Source organism: Clostridium fungisolvens (assembly GCF_014193895.1).
Taxonomy (GTDB): domain Bacteria; phylum Bacillota; class Clostridia; order Clostridiales; family Clostridiaceae; genus Clostridium_AR; species Clostridium_AR fungisolvens.
On record NZ_BLZR01000001.1, the window covers coordinates 3,910,844 to 3,927,544 of the forward strand.

Below are 16,701 nucleotides of genomic sequence, written 5' to 3' on the forward strand. Positions count from 1 at the left end.
CACTTAATGCAGCCATAATCATAAATTAAATTTTTATAAGACTAGTATTAAAGGGTTTTAGGAGGAAAACTTTATGAAAATAGAAATATGGTCCGATTTCGTATGTCCATTTTGTTATATTGGAAAAAGAAGATTGGAAATGGCATTGGATAAATTTGAGTATAAGGATGAAGTAGAAATTACTTTTAGAAGCTTCGAGCTAGATCCTTCTGCTCAAAAAAAATATGATGAAAATATTCATCAACTTATCGCAAAAAAATATGGAATACCTGTAGAGCAGGCAAAAGCGTCTAATGATCAATTAGTAGAGCAAGCTAAAACTCTTGGTCTAGAATATAATTTTGATACATTAATTCCAACAAATACTTTTGATGCACATAGATTATCTCATTATGGAAAGTCTGAAGGTAAGATGAATGAATTATCTGAGAGAATCCTTAAAGCATACTTTACAGACTCCTTAGATTTATCTGATCACACAGTATTATCTAAACTAGCAGGTGAAGTTGGTCTGGATAGCAAAAAAGCCTTAGAGATATTATCTACTGATCAATATGCCTTAGATGTTAGAAAAGATGAAGAAAGAGCTTCCGCTTTACGAATAAGTGGCGTTCCATTCTTTGTTTTCAATAATAAATATGCTGTATCTGGAGCTCAGTCATCAGATTTATTCTTAGATGTATTAAAAAAAGTGAGAAATGAAGAACTTTCATCTCCAGTTATAGAATTTCTTACAGAAAAATTAGATAAGGATGATTCTGAGTCTAATACTTGTTCGGATGGTAAGTGTGAAATTTAATATACAGTAAAAAATTACTGAAGAGACATTCTTCAGTAATTTTTTTTGCATCAGCAAAAAGTTCCACTTTTATTGAATTTTTTATAACTTATAAAAACCTTCTGATCATCACTTGTAAATATGCTCCATCCTAATTCTAATGAAGCCTTTAAAAATCTTATGGGTAAATTAATATTTTCTCAACTTTGCAATATTATAAGTGATTTAGTAAAAAGACCACCAGTATATTCGAATTTTAGAGTGGATAAGATACTTGCGTAGTAAAAAAATTAAGAGGAGTGATTTGCGATGGATGAGAAAAGCAAAAAAGTAGTAGAAAAATTTATAGATTCTAAGAAAAATGATGCTGAAATTGGTGCTGAGATCACTGGCTTAAGAGATCAATTAAGTGTTATGGAAAGTACATTAAATCAATTAAAACAAAGTTCAATGAACACTTCCTTTGGTTCTCAGGGTTCACAAGCTCAAGGAAATCAAGCAAGTTCTGAAGGTAATAGAGTTATGATAGATTTACAGCAACAAATTACAAACTTTAAACAACAAACTCAGCAGCAACAACAACAAACTCAACAACAGCTACAATCATCAATAGCAAATGCTATGAATGACTTAAGCAAAGCTAGTCAATTCCTTCAATCAAATCAAACTCTTGCACAAATGAGTCAACTTATAGAGCAAACACAACAGCAATTAAATCAAATGAGTCAAAACTCTGGTTCTCAGCAAAACAGCCAGTTTAGTGGGCAAAGTTCAAGTTTTAGTCAAGGTGGTCAAAATAACCAATATTCCAGCCAAAGTTCACATGCCGGCTCTAACTTGGGAACAAATTCAGGTTCATCTAATTCATATAGTGACCCAAGTATTGACTATGCCCATACTCATGATCATAGCCGTATAAAATCATTTTAGTATAGCGCTGTTGTTACTTTTCTTTATAAGTATATTTAGACAATTTATTAAATAATATTCAATTAGTCGCGTTTATGTTATAAGCGCGACTTTCCTATTGAAGTATTTTATCTTTATTTTAAAATTTCTTTTGCAATTTGAAAGTTTTTACATATAATGAATTGAGTAATTTTTTGGGAGGCAAAAATTTGATTCTTTACTACCCCTATATGGGGCATAAAATAGAATGTAAAAGAGTTCCTATAACCTTTCCAGCTCAACATCAATCTGTACAACCTGGACTTGAGTATCTCATGCATCCTAGACCAATATTTGACGATCCAGATTATAAAGGAAGTGGAAAGTTAAAGAACAAAGTAGCTATTATTACAGGTGGAGATAGCGGTATAGGAAGAGCTGTATCCTTAGCCTTCGCTAAAGAAGGGGCAGATATAGTCATTGTATATTTAAATGAACATACAGATGCTAACGAAACAAAAACACTTATTGAATCAAAAGGAAGCAAGTGTATCTTAATTGCTGGTGATTTAAGAGATGAAGATTTTTCTAAAAAGATTGTAGATATTGCTATTAGTAATTTAGGTAAAATAGATATATTAGTCAATAATGCTGGAGTGCAATTTTCTCAAAATAGTATTGAAGACATTAGTGCACAACAACTTGATGATACATTCCGTACAAATATATACCCTATGTTTTATTTAACAAAAGCTGCTCTCCCTTATCTAAGCAGTGGAAGTGCTATCATAAACACTACTTCGGTAACTGCTTATAAAGGAGCAAAACTTCTTATAGATTACTCAAGTACAAAAGGAGCTATTGTGAGCTTTACTCGTTCTTTATCGCTTTCACTTGCTGAAAAAGGTATTCGTGTAAATGCAGTTGCTCCAGGTCCTGTTTGGACCCCTCTTCAACCAGCAAGCTACCATGCAGAGTATCTAACATCCTTTGGTTTAGATACAGAAATGAAAAGAGCTGGTCAGCCAGTAGAACTAGCACCAACTTACGTTTACCTTGCTTCAGATGACTCCACTTTTGTTACTGGCCAAATACTTCATGTAAATGGTGGAAGTTACATCAGTTCTTAAACAACATCCTTTATACAGTTAAACTAAAATACTATTAAAAATTGTTATATCCTCCTACCTTTATAAAAAAGCACAACTAAATGGTTTTAACCACCTAGTTGTGCTTTAAATATATTATAAATACTATATTTAAGAGTATTGTTGAAGTTAAATGGCTATACAGCTCAAAATTTAATTCATTATTCTTCTTGCTGCATAAAAGCTCCAAATACCTTCTATTCTTATATTTGCTCCTGGGTAAGGCGCATGTATCATTTGATTATCTCCAACATATATTCCTACATGTCCTGGGGAAGTAAGAACTAAATCCCCAACCTTAAGATTATCTCTTGAAACTGCTGTTCCTGAATTTATTTGATTATGGGTTGTCCTTCCAATGCTTGTCCCAAAGTTATTATAAACATATTGAGTAAAGCCAGAACAGTCAAATCCTTTTGGAGTTGTCCCCCCCCAAACATAAGGTGTTCCCAAAAAGTTTTTAGAATATGCTACAACTTTATCACCATTGCTTGTATTATCTACAACAACTGGAATCTCAACATTCTTAATTTCAATAGTTTTATTAAAATCCTCTTCTAACCTCCAATGATTAGATTGATTAGTTGAATCATTCCAAGTTGCTACTTTATTATCGCTACTTAGATGAAGCTGACTGCCTGTCCTAACATTTGTTATAACATAATACCCATTACCAGCCTCAGTTATACTCCACATATTCGATTGATTTCCGCTATCATTATAAGCAGCTAACTTATTATTAGCATCCATATGTAATTGAAGATTTGATTTAACGTTTACTATATTATAATAATCTCCTATAGGTTTTAAAACCCATTGATTTGCTGTATTCTTTGGATCATTCCATGCCCCTATCCCATTGTTAGCATCCATATGCAGTTGAAGACCTGTTCTTTCGTTTACTATCAATGCTTTTTCGGGAAGCGTTATCGCAAAGGCAGTTTTCATATCGCTTACACTACTTATATAACAGACTACACTAAAGGCAAATAAGAATGTAATCAGTTTTTTACGTAATTTCATCATATCTACTCCTTTTCTATGAAAAAATCGCTGAAGCGACTTTCTTCAGTGAATTTTTTGCGCATCTGCCTTTTCTTAAGCGTATGTGAAGAAATTCTGGCAGGCGATATATTCTTCTTTTTTTATTCTTTAACTTATACTATGTCTTAAGTCTGTTCGCATAACTATCCACAGATATAATTGAGATATAATTTCCTAAAGAATAAAATAATTGCTTCCTAGCAATTAAATAATTTTTTATATGCTATCGATTACAACCACTTAAATAATTAGTGTATTTTTGATAAGAAGATGATATATTCCTAGGGGGAATGTATCTGTACTTACGCTCAACCATATCTTAATATAATAGTGGACAAATTAAAACCCTTTATTACTGCCACTGATACCAATATATTCTTAAATGGATTTTTTCCATAGATAAAAATAATCATATACTTTTCAACAATCACACTATAAATTGGTAATTTATTGTATACTATAATAAAATCATTTTTATATTACTTATCTATATTTATAGAGGGAGGTCAATTAAATGAAGAAACCCTTAATTACTGCTTTTATAGCTATAGTCCTTCTTATACCATTTACAATCGTATTTTTTTACATTTGGTTCGCTATAGGAATGATTTCAGCTAGTAGTGCCCACTCTATAAAATTACCCTGGGTTAATCAATATAAGACTTCTATAAACTCTAAATTTCCTGTGATTAAAGACATAAACATTTATGATAAGCAAGGCAGAGTACGATTTGATTTCAATGTACCTTATAACATGACCCTAGACCAATGTAAGGATGTAGCAAAAGTAACAAAAGATTTTATAACAAATACTAATAACATGAAAAATCTACTTGATGATAAATCTATAGAGCAAAATAATATTTGCCTAACCTTTAATTTAAAGAAAAATACCTATATTTTTGAATGTCCTATTTTTGTACAAACCAAAGATCCTACAGACAATCCAAATACAACTGAAGAAAATAACTATAAGATATGGTATTTACAAGTTAATGATGCACCAGTAATTGAGCTTGAATTTTAAAATTGAATCCAGACAAATATTAATTCACAAATCTGTCACACTATGAATACCCTATCAATATGAGTATTTCTAGTGGAGGCTACAAATGGGGTACTATATTAAAGTAGAACCTAATGTAAAGATTTATGTAGAAGATCTTAACCCTTGTGGGGAAAAGACAATATTATTTCTTCATGGTTGGCCCGGAAGTAATAGATTATTTGAATATCAATTTGACAAATTATCTGAACTTGGTTATAGATGTATAGGTATAGATACTAGAGGCTTCGGAAATTCAGATAAACCTTGGGATGGCTATGACTATAATACATTAGCTGATGATGTAAAGACAGTTATCGAAACACTTAAATTAGAAAATATCACTTTAGCAGGTCATTCAACGGGGGGCGCTATAGCAATTAGATATATGGCTCGTCATAAAGGATATGGTGTTTCAAAACTAGCTCTTTTTGCAGCTGCTGCACCTAGTCTTATAAAGCGTCCTAATTTTTCTTACGGTCTTGATAAGGAAACTGTTTTACAGCTTATTGAAGGAACATACACTGATCGTCCTAAAATGCTTCAAGGCTTTGGGGATATTTTTTTCCATAAACACATAACAGAAGAATTTTCAAACTGGTTTTTACAGCTTGGCCTACAGGCAGCAGGTTGGGCAACTGCAGCTATATCGAATACTTGGTTAGATGAAGTGTTATTTTCTGATCTAGAGGCTATCCATGTTCCTACTCTGATTATTCATGGTATTCATGACAAGGTTGTTCCATTTTCTTTAGGAAAAATCCAAAGTAAAACCATCAAAAAAGCAAAGTTTATTGCTTTTGAAGATAGCGGTCATGCTACTTTTTATGATGAACGTGAAAGATTCAATAAAGAGCTAGTGAAATTTATTAACAAATAACTTGATTTTAAGAATTAAAACCTATTAGGGTACAGCGTTGGAATTAAGCATATCCCAAAAATTTAATATACAGTGCAGCTTAGGAGTCCTTAATGGGCTCCTTTTTTAATTTAAAATTTATTAACTTCATCTCAAGATTGAGTATAATTATCATTTAATAATGACTATACTATAAATATATGTAATATTTATGAAAAAACTTTATTACATACTCTATATTAGTTCTTTACATAATCTTCACAGAGCTTTGCTATAATATATTACAATTACCAAAGATGGATAAATATAAATACAGAATAAAAGGAGTTGAAATGGTTGGATGGAGTACCATTTTTCTTGGCATTTTCTGCAGGGTTACTTTCTTTTTTATCTCCCTGTGTGCTGCCATTAGTACCAGCATATATCGGTTATATGACTGGTTCTTCGATGAACACTAAAAATATTCACAGATATAAAACACCAAATTTATATAAAGTACTTGGTTTTGTATTAGGATTTTCAATAATATTTATTATAATGGGTGCATCGGCTACAACACTTGGAAAATTAATAATCAAAAATCAAATTTTATTTAGAAAAATTGGTGGCTCTTTGATGATAGTTTTTGGATTACATACTATGGGAATAATTAAAATAAAAATGTTCTATCGCGAAAAGAGGCTTTTGTCTGTTATAAACTTCAGTAAGAACTTTAGTCCTATATTAATAGGAATGGCTTTTGCAGCCGGCTGGACACCTTGCGTTGGACCTATATTGTCCTCTATATTAATTTATTCAAGCAACCTTTCTACAGTTTATCAAGGCATATTTTTATTAAGTGTTTATTCTTTAGGGTTATCAATACCATTTATATTAACGGCTATGGCAATTGATAGCTTCATAAAATTCAAAAATAATGTTTTAAAATATTCCAAGTTTATATCTATTATAAGCGGATTACTGCTCGTAATCATGGGAATTTTAGTATTTACAAATAACTTAAATACCATAAGCAGATATGTAAGCTTCATTAATTTTTAATAAGTACTATATAAGAACACCTAAAAAGGAGTTTTAACAATGAAAAAATCACTTTTTATATTAGCAGTATTAGTGCTATTTAGCTTAAGTTTCTATACAGTAATGAAATATACTAAGAATAAGTCTATTAAGACCAATGCATCTGTTGACGCTAACAATACTAAGGTTACAAATCAGGTTAATCAGTCAACAGCAGTAAATTCCAGTACTTCTAAAAGTGGAATATTTAAAAATACTCAAGATGGCAAAGCCATTGATTTCAAATTAAAAACTCTAGATGGTAAAGAAATTTCTTTGAGTGATTTTAAAGGCAAAAGAGTTTTTCTCAACTTTTGGGCTACATGGTGCCCACCTTGCAGACAAGAGATGCCAGAATTAGAGAAACTTTATCAAGAATCTAATGACTCTGACTTGGTTATCTTAACCATTAACCTAGGTGAAGATAACAAAACTGTTAGGTCCTTCATGGACAAAAATAAATATAACTTTAATGTTGCGCTAGATTTAGACCAGAGTGTAGCTATAAAATACAACATAGTCTCTATTCCAACATCAATACTTATTGATTCTGAAGGTAACTTAGTTTCAAAAAAAATTGGTCCTATGACCCTTGAGGAAATGAATGCTTTCGTAACATTACCCAAAAAATGATATTATATAATTTCTAGTAAGTTTTATACATAAAAGTATTAAAGTAAGGACACTTTCATCAATTAATTGATGAATCGACTTAAATAGAACTTATATATTAAGTCTTTTTCTTTGGCATAAGAAAAATTTAAAGTGTATATAGAAAGCAGGTGAAATATGAATTATATAATATATGATTTAGAATTTAATCAAAAGTATATTGATTTTCAAGAAGATAATTCTAATAATAGTTCTCGCTTGCCCTTTGAAATTATCCAAATTGGGGCATTAAAACTTAATGAAAGTTTTGAAACAGTCTCTAGTTTTAATGCTCTAGTTAAACCTAAAGTGTACCCAACTATTCATCCTTATGTAGAAAAATTGACTAAGATAAATAATGATATTGCAAGTTCAGGTAAAGACTTCGTATCTGTTTACAATGACTTTTTGAAATTCATCGGTAATGATCAGGTAGTTTTATGTGTTTGGGGCATAGTGGATATTAAAGAACTTCTTAGAAATATAGAATTTTACAACTTATCCTCTTCCTCAATTTCCAAGTATTATATAGACGTTCAAAGAAACGCTTCATTATATCTTAAATCTCCAAATAACTCGAAGGTCGGTTTAAAAACAGCTATAGAGCTTTTAAATTTACAGACCGACAATGAATTTCACGATGCTTTTAATGATGCATACTATACTTCTGAAATTTTTAAAGCTATATATGATGACACTGTTAAGCCCAGCATTTACTCTCCAACTCCTTATAGAAAAGCTACCATACCTAAAGAGAAAGTTGATACGGTTTCCTTAATAAAGCAGTTTGAAAAGATGTATGATAGAGAAATGTCAGCAGAAGAGAAAGCAATAATAAAACTAGCCTATAATATGGGAAGAACCAGACAGTTTGTAGTTCCCTCTAACTTAAAAGAAGATATTTAAACGCTTAAAACGTATACAGCTTACATCTTAGTAAATCTTTTCTTGCAATAAATATAAACATAGCGTAAAATACTATATTATATAGTTCAGAGGTAGTAGCAAGCTGAAATACAGTGGCAAAAATCGTCAGCACGGAGATAATCCCGGTTTTGCGTTTGAATTGCGATACTCTGAAACAAAGTACATTTAGCTTTTTTATATGTACTTTGTTTCAGGGTATCTTTTTTATTGTATAAGAAATTATAAAATTTTAACAACTGATAAACCTAGTAATTTAAAGTGTACAAGATAAATTTTATGGAATACAGTAAAAGATTAATCTATATCACGCTACTTAGGACAAATTTTATTTTTAGGAGGCTAACAATGTCAACGAAAAAAGCACTAAAAAACTTTTTACTAATTACTTGTATCGCTCTGCTATTTTATGCATTTCTATGGTACGACATGGGATCAACAAAATCCCTTGAATTTCTCGGTGGATATGTAATTGAACTTAGCCTTAGTGTGGACAACCTGTTTTTATTTCTTTTAGTATTCTCTAGCTTTGGGATAAAAACAAAATATCAAGAAAGAGTGCTTAAATACGGAATTTTCGGAGCAGTAGTTTTACGTCTGATATTTATATTATTAGGAGTTGCTGTAGTAAGCAGATTCCAATGGATTTTATATATATTTGGCATCATTCTAATTGCTAGCGGCTATAAAATTTTAGCTAATAAAGAAGATGATGATGTTTCATTTGAAGATAGTAAAATGCTTAAACTTCTAAAAAGATTTATCCCAGTTACAAAAGAACTTCACGAAGAAAAGTTTTTTGTAAGAATAGGTAAAGTACTTCATGCAACACCATTATTTGCAATATTGTTTTTAATCGAAGGCTCAGATATATTATTTGCTATTGATTCAATCCCCGCAGTTTTCTCAATAACTACAGACCCATTTATAATTTACACCTCAAACATATTAGCTATATTAGGACTTAGAAACCTTTACTTCCTACTTGAAAGACTTCAAAGTACCTTTGAATATGTTAAGTACGGTGTAGGATTTGTATTATTGTTTACCGGTTTAAAACTTGCTCTTTCTTTCAAGCTACATATCCCTATATTAATTTCAATATCAATCATTATAGGAATACTTGCTATTAGCGTATTATTCTCTATTTATATGAATAAGAAAAAAGAAGCGGAAGAAGTGGAAGTGTAAATGAAAGCAGCCTCACAATTTAAGCGAGGCTGCTTTATTTATAGTAATTATTAAAATCTCAACGTTACATCTTCTTAAATTTAACATTTTACAGTGTATTTTATACATTTAACTTTAATAGTAAATTATTTTCAAAACACTCATTTATTTCTGCTGCACCACTTTCACTTACGAGAATATGAAGGAAATCACCTGAGGAAATTACAGTATCTCCTCTCGGAATTATTTCTTTCTCTCCTTTTTTTATGGCTACAACCAAACATTTCTCTGGCAATTCTAAATCTTTTATTTGCTTTCCTTCAATTTTTGAATCCATAGGCACCAGAATTTCTAAAATAACCTTGTTTATATCATTTTCAAATTCTACTGTCTTATTTTTACCTTTAAGAATTCTCTCAAGAAGGGATTCATATATCGGTTCTGATTTTAACAAATCAGCCACAATGTAAGCTACAATTGATACAATACTTAAGGATAGCAAATGTGTAAGTGAACCTGTCATTTCAGTTATTAATATACTTCCGGTAATTGGTGCCCTTACAATAGCAGCAAAATATCCTGCCATAGCTAGTATTATAAAGTTATTTACATACATTGGATTTAAACTAAAAAAGTGAACAAGAATCTTTCCATAAATCCCACCTGTTAGAGCTCCCAAAACTAATAATGGGAAAAATATACCACCTGGTGCTCCAGAGCCAAAGCTTATCATAGAATATAAAAATTTAACAAACAAAATTATGAGTAACATTTTCATAGTAAAATTACCTGATATTAATTCATTTATTATAGAATGCCCTCCACCCAATACAACAGGTAAAAATATCATTAATATTCCTGCCAGCACAAAAGGTATTATTGGTTTAAATCTTGCTGATAACCATTTTTGTTTTTCATATATTTTTAAAGTATTCATAAGAGAATAGTTATATATTACGCCAAATAAACCAACCACAATGCCTAGAATTATAATATATCCATAAGTCTCAAGGGGTAGTAAATTTATATGTTGAAAATTAAACACAGGACTCAGACCAAAGAAGTACCTTGAAACTACATCTGCTGTCAAAGATGCAGACATAGCAGAAAACAATACTAAAGGAGAAAAATGCTTATGTACTTCCTCCAATGCAAACATAACACCGGCTAGAGGCGCATTAAAAGCTGCTGACAACCCAGCACTAGCTCCACTGGTAATAAGATATCTCTCCTCAACTTTAAGCCTTTTAAAAATCTTGCTAAAACCTTGTCCTACCGCAGCTCCAAGTTGTATAGAAGGACCTTCACGTCCTAATGAAAGCCCAGCTCCTATTGATATTACTCCACCTATAAATTTTTTAATAATTACAGGCAGCCAATTCATCTTCAGTCTCCCACGAAGTATTGCTTCTACTTGAGGGATTCCACTGCCACTTATCATAGGTTCATTTTCTACAAGCTTACCTACTATAATAGCGCCAATTATTAATAGTAGAAACCAAACAATATCAACAAGTATATTTGAAGAGTTCATTACAATAAATTTATTTCTAAATTCCTCAGCTTTTTCTAAAGCTAACCTATAAAACACAATCAATAAACCCGAAAAAATACCTACAATAATACCTTCTAGCATGATCTTAATTTTAAAATCTTGCCAGTGAGATATTGTATTGTAGGCATTATTTTTGTTATTATACGACATTAAGCATTCATCTCCATTTAAATTTGTAAAAAGTCCTTTTTTATTATAGACCTATCTTTCTTTAAACGCAAATCACTGAATGCATTAACATCTTTAAATTAAAATACATAACTAGGCTATTTTAATGAATCCATTATTCCCTTACATAATCCGCTAGCTAACTTGTTTTGATACTCCTCTTGGTTTAAAAGTTTATCCTCCTCTGGATTAGACATAAATCCCATTTCTATTAAAACTGTTGGAACCTTAGACCAATTGAAACCAGTTAAATCATTTCTTTCTACTAATCCTTTATTACTCATACCTGCTGTAGCTACTAAATCACTTAATATGGTTTGCCCATATTTTTTACTTACATCATTTATAGCCTTTGCATAACCTACAGGAGCTGGTACTAACATTGAAGCTCCTTTTGCACTTTGGTTAGTTGAAGAGTCACAATGGATTCTCACAACTAAATCAGCATTATTTTTATTTCCAACTTCCGCTCTTTCTATATTTCCTGGGTTTTCACTATCTTGAGTCTTTGTCATTATTACGATAAATCCATTTTGTTCAAGTAAACTTTTCATTTTAACTGCAACCTTCATAGCCACTACGTATTCAGGTGTTTTTGTTACTATACCTTGTGCCCCACCTGGATCTTTTATTTTCATAGTATTAGAATCAGGAGAAAGCTTTTCCTGCCCATTATTTCCTTTCGCTGAATGTCCAGGATCTAAAACTATTATTTTCTTTTTAACTGGGGCTTCTTGTGTCTTCGGCTCTTCTTTTTTAGGTACTTCTTGTGGCTTAATCTCTTCTTTTTTATCAAGGTTTGCATCTTCGTTATTTTTGATGTTATTATCCACTAATGACTTTTCATTAGTTTTGGTATTATTATCTATTGGTAACTTTTCTTCGGTTTTATCTTCTACTTTTTCAGATGCAATATCCTTTTTTACATTTTCCTTTTTAACTTCATTTTCACAACTTATGAATGAAAACATAAGTATTATAGATAATAACCCAATTGTAATTTTTCTCATTTCTTATTCTCCCATTGTTGTATAAGCTTATAGTTAGCCTTCTCATATTCATTAAACACTGTGTCGGTTCCATCATAACTTGGATTTGGAACATACCATTGCTTTGAGGTAAAATAGTTCTTGAACTCGTCTGTTTTAAATACATAACCATGTCGTGCAAAGATTTCATTTCTTGCTATAGCCAATTTATCCTTACTTAGATCTGCTAAATCAGCATCTGTTAAGTACCTTCTATCGCTATCTACAAAAACATAATCTTCTACGCTTGGCGAGGTATTAACTGAAATACTACTAGCGCTATCTTCTTGATTAGCTGGGGTGCTATTTGCTGCTTGCTCAGCAGTAACCTTTACCTCTGTGGGAGTTCTTCCATCGTCGTAAACTTTAAACCATTTCGAAACTCCCTTATCAGAAGTAGCTATCTGACTTACGTTATTCGCAACAACTTCATATGTCCCATCTTTATCTACATCAACTGGGCCAGTGTAATTATTCGCACGTACTACTCCCTTGACCTGAAGTTTTCCACTTGTTACTCCTAAAACTACTGTTGCTACATCAAATCTACCATTGGTCCTTATATATATACCTTTTTTTCCCTTATCATAATTATATATCCCTTGGATTTGCGTGTCCACATCATATTCGCCTAAATAGTTGTCTGCTAATTTATATTGTCCACTAATATTTTTGTATAAATTTACTTTCAATCTAGTATCTTCATTGTAACCAGTAGTTGTAACTTGTATTATTTCATCGTAAACATCTTCGTCAAGATTATCAAAATAAGTTTTATTATTCTTCAAAAGCATTTCTTTTGTACTTTGTACTGGACTCCCAGTAAGCTTAGCTGCATTATTCAACATTATATCTTCATAATGACTATTTGCTTTAAAGTCTCCACCTAGCTTATATATTACCTCAAATTGTTTAAAGGCTTCTTCATATTTTCCTTCACTAAAAAGTTTATCTATTTTTGTATTTTCCATCTCACTTGCTAAGGCTTGATATTCTTTTAATTGATAGCCAAAGCGAAAAGCACCCTAACCTGTAGAGTACTCTGTTAACTATTTTTACTTCTTGATATTAATGATGTTTGAAAATGATCTCTAAAGCAAATTAAGTTCAATCATACTTCTAGCAGTTGCAAGAATTCCTTCACGAGCTGGCCGTGGCTGCCAGCCAAGCATATTCTTTGCTTTTAAATTACTGCAAGCTGTGTTTTGTCCTAGAAAAGTGGCTGGCATCCTCAAATCTTTCATAAAAACAGCAAGTAATTTAACAAGGAAATCTGGCATCTCACGAGTGGAGACATTGTTTGCTTCATCTCCAAAGTTCTGACGTAGAAATTTTGCTTCCTCTTTATACGTTATATTTTCTCCTGTTGTTGCTAGGAACCTCTCACCTGCTGCTACTTGTTTCGTCATAGCAAGTAAATGTAACTCTGCCACATCACGTACATCCACAGAATCAAAGCCCATTTTCATCAAAAATGGCATTTTTCCCATCAGAATTGTACGGATTATTTGGTTGGAATGTGAGAAGTCTTTGCCAAGAATGGGCCCCATCACAGCCACAGGAAGAATAGTACTTAATTCCATCTTATTTTCCTTGGCAAAAGCCCATGCCGCTTGTTCTGCCATTGTTTTTGAACGCTGATAAGCATCAATCTTTCCATCAAGATTTGTCCAATCATCTTCTGTAAAAATGTCTGGATGATGCTTGTGTCCTGCAAGAACTGCACCAGAAGCTGAGGTCATCACAACACGTTTTACCTTTGCTTCTTTAGCTGCTTTCATCACACGAAGAGTGCCATCCACAGCCATTTTCACCATTTCATCGCCATCGTCAGGTCGAGTGGCTGGAGTGGGGGAAGCTACGTGAATCACATAAGTTACCCCCACTGCAGCTTCATGCCAATTATCATCATTCATGAGATCGGCTTGAATAAATTCTAAATTGTCAAAACTTACAATTCCGCCTGCTGAAAGCATCGATTTCACTTCATCCTGTCGTGACATTGTTCGCAGTGTTGTCCTCACACGATAGCCTTGTTTAAGCAACTTCAAGATAATATTTATAGCAATATATCCACTTCCGCCTGTGACTAACACTAGTTCTTTTGTTTCTGTTTTCATTTCAATTCCCCTCCCTTTACACTTGTAACGTCAGTGAAATTATTTTATAATAGATAAAAAAGAAAATCAATGCAAAAAGCGGCTGTAGTGACAGTCTAGGAGGTTTTGTAATGGCAGCAACATATCTAGCACAGCTCATAAAAGCAGATACTAAAGAATTTCTCACCACAGCACTCTTACAGCTTTTAGTAAAAGAAAAATTATCAGCACTTACTGTTTCAAAAGTCTGTCAACGGGCTGGTGTTAGTCGAATGGCTTTTTATCGTAATTTTGATGGGCTGGAACAGATATTATACGAATACTATCAACCAAAAATTTCTGCTATCTTTGATACTATTAGCACAGAAACCAATCCGTCTATCAAATTCGATCAACAGACTGCATTCTTTGATAAATTCGAACAGGATCTAATTTTATCGGTTAATCACGGGTTTGAATCTATTATTCAGGAAATCTTCACTGCCGAAATAGAAAAATTTTACTCTACTAGCGCTGACGAGTATATTTCTACCTTTATGTCAGCTGGGGTTTATGCTCTTTGGCGAAAATGGATTTTGGATGGGCGAAAAAAGCCATTGACTGAAATTCACTCCCTTCTACAAAAAGTAAGCTTTTCTGTAAGTATAGAAAGTACTCAGAAATAATTAAGAGAAAGAACATAAAAGGTGACCTCGTACTGAAACCGAAGTCACCTTTCAATTTAAAATTAAACTAAAACTCTTCTAATAACCTTATTGTTTGATTCTTTGCCGCCTATAGGCTGACCAGATGCTGGTACTGCCCTCTCTCTTCCCCAATCTCTAATTGCTTCTATCTTTTCAGGACTTGTTTTAGAAAGCGGAACAACATTGCTTAGTGAATTTATTATTAGCTCATCTGAATAATTAAGTTCATCATCTGCAATTAATCTGTATGCAACATCTCTTAAAGAAGATTCAAGATCTGCACCAGTAAATCCCTCTGTTAAATCAACAAGCTGCTTAATAGTGCTCTCACTTAAATCCATTTGAAGATATTTCTTAATATATAATCTAATTATTTCATCCCTCTCAGCTTCAGTTGGCAAATCTACAAAAAATAATTCATCAAAACGTCCACGTCTTAATAGTTCAGAAGGTAGTTTTGAGACATCATTTGCAGTTGCTACCACAAAAACTAACTTTTTACACTCTTGCATCCAAAACAGAAATTGTCCTACCATTCTAGTGGTAACTCCAGATGAATCATTTCCTGATCCTCCAAGACCTTTTTCAATTTCATCTATCCATAACACACAAGGCGAAAGGTGTTCAGCTGTTTGAAATGCTTCTTTAAGCTGCTGTTCACTCTGTCCAACATATTGTCCTTGTACTGTTGCAAAGTCAAGTCTATATAGTGGTAGATTCCAAAAAGCTGCAATAGCCTTCGCTGAAAGTGACTTACCACATCCGGGTACCCCTACTAAAAGGACTCCCCTAGGTGGTTGAAGTCCGCGTCTTCTTAGTTCATCTCTTTTCTCTGGAGTTTGAAGCTTTTTCTTACTGTTAAGCCAGTCTTTAAGTCCACCTAATCCACCTACATCTAAAATACTTTGTGAAACATCTATTTTTTCAAGGCCCTCAATATTAGAGAATAACTTATTCTTAGCAAAGTTCAATTCGACTAAGTCGCTTTTCTTTATTGCTCTATTTGCAACTAAAGATACGATAACATTTTGAGCTTCAACTTGCGTTACCCCCGTTAAAATGGTAGCAGCTTCTCTAAAATCATTATTATCCCACTCTATTAAGATATCTCTTTTATATGGTTCAATGTTTTCATGTATGATTTTCAACATCTCTTCTTCACTTGGTAAGTCCAAGGATAATGCCATCCCTAATCGTTGTAATTGTGCCCAAACCGGAGTAGTTGTTAATGCGATAATTACTCCTCCATTTTCTTCAGCCAACGATACGATATCTTGCAAATATCTTGCAGTCATTGTGTCATTATCAATTTCTGATACTTCTGTAAGTACAAATGTTAAGTTTTGCTTAACCTTCATTTGATCAGCAATGAAATCTAAGGCACCAACTATAGATTTATCTTCATTCACTGATCTGCCATTTGATATGTCATACATCCCCTTTGAAAGTGTATGAACAAAAAATGGTAAAGCTAAGTCACTTGATACTTGCTTACAAACTTCTAATGCTCTACCTTTCTCAACAGTATTAAATGATATAAATGGAATTCTAGCAAGTGAGTATTGTTTTATCTTACTGATACATTCATTGAAATACATT

The 16,701-nt window shown here is 32.3% G+C and carries 16 protein-coding genes; 10 read left to right on the top strand and 6 right to left on the bottom strand.

The features are described from left to right. Window positions 1-73 precede the first annotated feature (73 nt). The 3 genes from bsdtw1_RS17225 (at window position 74) to bsdtw1_RS17235 (ending at window position 2,796) form a co-directional block, all read left to right on the top strand. Window positions 74-799 (top strand): DsbA family oxidoreductase, encoded by a 726-nt coding sequence (locus tag bsdtw1_RS17225; protein WP_183278784.1) that lies wholly within the window; start codon window positions 74-76, stop codon window positions 797-799. A gap of 288 nt (window positions 800-1,087) precedes the next feature. After that, window positions 1,088-1,708 carry a hypothetical protein gene (locus tag bsdtw1_RS17230; protein ID WP_183278785.1) on the top strand — a complete coding sequence of 207 codons (621 nt, stop codon included), beginning with the start codon at window positions 1,088-1,090 and terminating at the stop codon, window positions 1,706-1,708. A gap of 188 nt (window positions 1,709-1,896) precedes the next feature. Beyond that, entirely contained in the window at window positions 1,897-2,796 is a 900-nt protein-coding gene (locus tag bsdtw1_RS17235; RefSeq protein ID WP_183278786.1) for an SDR family oxidoreductase, read from the top strand. Window positions 2,797-2,967: 171 nt separating this feature from the next. Here bsdtw1_RS17235 and bsdtw1_RS23535 read toward each other — a convergent pair whose 3' ends face one another. Next, window positions 2,968-3,837 carry an NlpC/P60 family protein gene (locus bsdtw1_RS23535; RefSeq protein WP_244638181.1) on the bottom strand — a complete coding sequence of 290 codons (870 nt, stop codon included), beginning with the start codon at window positions 3,835-3,837 and terminating at the stop codon, window positions 2,968-2,970. A 535-nt stretch (window positions 3,838-4,372) separates the two neighbouring features. Here bsdtw1_RS23535 and bsdtw1_RS17245 point away from each other — a divergent pair. The 6 genes from bsdtw1_RS17245 to bsdtw1_RS17270 all read left to right on the top strand — a co-directional run bounded on the left by bsdtw1_RS17245 (window position 4,373) and on the right by bsdtw1_RS17270 (window position 9,587). Then, window positions 4,373-4,885: a hypothetical protein gene (locus bsdtw1_RS17245; protein WP_183278787.1), complete on the top strand. Its 513-nt coding sequence runs from the start codon at window positions 4,373-4,375 to the stop codon at window positions 4,883-4,885. Between the two features lie 85 nt (window positions 4,886-4,970). Beyond that, on the top strand, window positions 4,971-5,783 hold the full coding sequence (locus bsdtw1_RS17250) for an alpha/beta fold hydrolase (RefSeq protein ID WP_183278788.1): 813 nt from the start codon (window positions 4,971-4,973) through the stop codon (window positions 5,781-5,783). Between the two features lie 315 nt (window positions 5,784-6,098). Continuing rightward, the gene (locus bsdtw1_RS17255; RefSeq protein ID WP_183278789.1) at window positions 6,099-6,803 is read left to right on the top strand and encodes a cytochrome c biogenesis CcdA family protein; all 705 of its coding nucleotides are present in this window, start codon (window positions 6,099-6,101) and stop codon (window positions 6,801-6,803) included. Window positions 6,804-6,842: 39 nt separating this feature from the next. Then, window positions 6,843-7,454 carry a TlpA family protein disulfide reductase gene (locus bsdtw1_RS17260; protein ID WP_183278790.1) on the top strand — a complete coding sequence of 204 codons (612 nt, stop codon included), beginning with the start codon at window positions 6,843-6,845 and terminating at the stop codon, window positions 7,452-7,454. 156 nt (window positions 7,455-7,610) lie between these two features. Further along, the gene (locus bsdtw1_RS17265; protein ID WP_183278791.1) at window positions 7,611-8,378 is read left to right on the top strand and encodes a 3'-5' exonuclease; all 768 of its coding nucleotides are present in this window, start codon (window positions 7,611-7,613) and stop codon (window positions 8,376-8,378) included. A gap of 366 nt (window positions 8,379-8,744) precedes the next feature. Next, on the top strand, window positions 8,745-9,587 hold the full coding sequence (locus bsdtw1_RS17270) for a TerC/Alx family metal homeostasis membrane protein (protein ID WP_183278792.1): 843 nt from the start codon (window positions 8,745-8,747) through the stop codon (window positions 9,585-9,587). A gap of 100 nt (window positions 9,588-9,687) precedes the next feature. On the opposite strand, the gene bsdtw1_RS17275 is transcribed toward bsdtw1_RS17270, so the two are convergent. The 4 genes from bsdtw1_RS17275 to bsdtw1_RS17290 all read right to left on the bottom strand — a co-directional run bounded on the left by bsdtw1_RS17275 (window position 9,688) and on the right by bsdtw1_RS17290 (window position 14,437). Beyond that, a complete protein-coding gene (locus tag bsdtw1_RS17275; protein ID WP_183278793.1) occupies window positions 9,688-11,271 on the bottom strand; it encodes a ClC family H(+)/Cl(-) exchange transporter in 1,584 nt (527 codons plus the stop codon). 116 nt (window positions 11,272-11,387) lie between these two features. Further along, window positions 11,388-12,299 (bottom strand): N-acetylmuramoyl-L-alanine amidase family protein, encoded by a 912-nt coding sequence (locus tag bsdtw1_RS17280; protein WP_244638182.1) that lies wholly within the window; start codon window positions 12,297-12,299, stop codon window positions 11,388-11,390. Next, window positions 12,296-13,288, bottom strand: coding sequence for a YARHG domain-containing protein (locus bsdtw1_RS17285; protein ID WP_183278794.1), 993 nt, complete (start codon window positions 13,286-13,288; stop codon window positions 12,296-12,298). The genes bsdtw1_RS17280 and bsdtw1_RS17285 overlap by 4 nt, the downstream gene beginning before the upstream one ends. Window positions 13,289-13,408: 120 nt before the next feature. After that, window positions 13,409-14,437 carry an SDR family oxidoreductase gene (locus bsdtw1_RS17290; RefSeq protein WP_183278795.1) on the bottom strand — a complete coding sequence of 343 codons (1,029 nt, stop codon included), beginning with the start codon at window positions 14,435-14,437 and terminating at the stop codon, window positions 13,409-13,411. A 110-nt stretch (window positions 14,438-14,547) separates the two neighbouring features. Between bsdtw1_RS17290 and bsdtw1_RS17295 the strand changes: the two genes are divergently transcribed. Further along, complete coding sequence (locus bsdtw1_RS17295) at window positions 14,548-15,081, top strand: TetR/AcrR family transcriptional regulator (RefSeq protein ID WP_183278796.1); 534 nt, start codon at window positions 14,548-14,550, stop codon at window positions 15,079-15,081. 62 nt (window positions 15,082-15,143) lie between these two features. Here bsdtw1_RS17295 and bsdtw1_RS17300 read toward each other — a convergent pair whose 3' ends face one another. Beyond that, window positions 15,144-16,700: an AAA family ATPase gene (locus bsdtw1_RS17300; RefSeq protein WP_183278797.1), complete on the bottom strand. Its 1,557-nt coding sequence runs from the start codon at window positions 16,698-16,700 to the stop codon at window positions 15,144-15,146. Between the last annotated feature and the right edge of the window lies 1 nt (window position 16,701).

What these genes read in the sequence shown, in the direction of transcription:
- bsdtw1_RS17225 (WP_183278784.1), top strand. Translation starts at nt 74, where the DNA reads ATGAAAATAGAAATATGGTCCGATTTCGTATGTCCATTTTGTTATATT.
- bsdtw1_RS17230 (WP_183278785.1), top strand. Translation starts at nt 1,088, where the DNA reads ATGGATGAGAAAAGCAAAAAAGTAGTAGAAAAATTTATAGATTCTAAG.
- bsdtw1_RS23535 (WP_244638181.1), bottom strand. Translation starts at nt 3,837, where the DNA reads ATGAAATTACGTAAAAAACTGATTACATTCTTATTTGCCTTTAGTGTA.
- bsdtw1_RS17245 (WP_183278787.1), top strand. Translation starts at nt 4,373, where the DNA reads ATGAAGAAACCCTTAATTACTGCTTTTATAGCTATAGTCCTTCTTATA.
- bsdtw1_RS17250 (WP_183278788.1), top strand. Translation starts at nt 4,971, where the DNA reads ATGGGGTACTATATTAAAGTAGAACCTAATGTAAAGATTTATGTAGAA.
- bsdtw1_RS17260 (WP_183278790.1), top strand. Translation starts at nt 6,843, where the DNA reads ATGAAAAAATCACTTTTTATATTAGCAGTATTAGTGCTATTTAGCTTA.
- bsdtw1_RS17265 (WP_183278791.1), top strand. Translation starts at nt 7,611, where the DNA reads ATGAATTATATAATATATGATTTAGAATTTAATCAAAAGTATATTGAT.
- bsdtw1_RS17270 (WP_183278792.1), top strand. Translation starts at nt 8,745, where the DNA reads ATGTCAACGAAAAAAGCACTAAAAAACTTTTTACTAATTACTTGTATC.
- bsdtw1_RS17275 (WP_183278793.1), bottom strand. Translation starts at nt 11,271, where the DNA reads ATGTCGTATAATAACAAAAATAATGCCTACAATACAATATCTCACTGG.
- bsdtw1_RS17280 (WP_244638182.1), bottom strand. Translation starts at nt 12,299, where the DNA reads ATGAGAAAAATTACAATTGGGTTATTATCTATAATACTTATGTTTTCA.
- bsdtw1_RS17285 (WP_183278794.1), bottom strand. Translation starts at nt 13,288, where the DNA reads ATGGAAAATACAAAAATAGATAAACTTTTTAGTGAAGGAAAATATGAA.
- bsdtw1_RS17290 (WP_183278795.1), bottom strand. Translation starts at nt 14,437, where the DNA reads ATGAAAACAGAAACAAAAGAACTAGTGTTAGTCACAGGCGGAAGTGGA.
- bsdtw1_RS17295 (WP_183278796.1), top strand. Translation starts at nt 14,548, where the DNA reads ATGGCAGCAACATATCTAGCACAGCTCATAAAAGCAGATACTAAAGAA.
- bsdtw1_RS17300 (WP_183278797.1), bottom strand. Translation starts at nt 16,700, where the DNA reads ATGTATTTCAATGAATGTATCAGTAAGATAAAACAATACTCACTTGCT.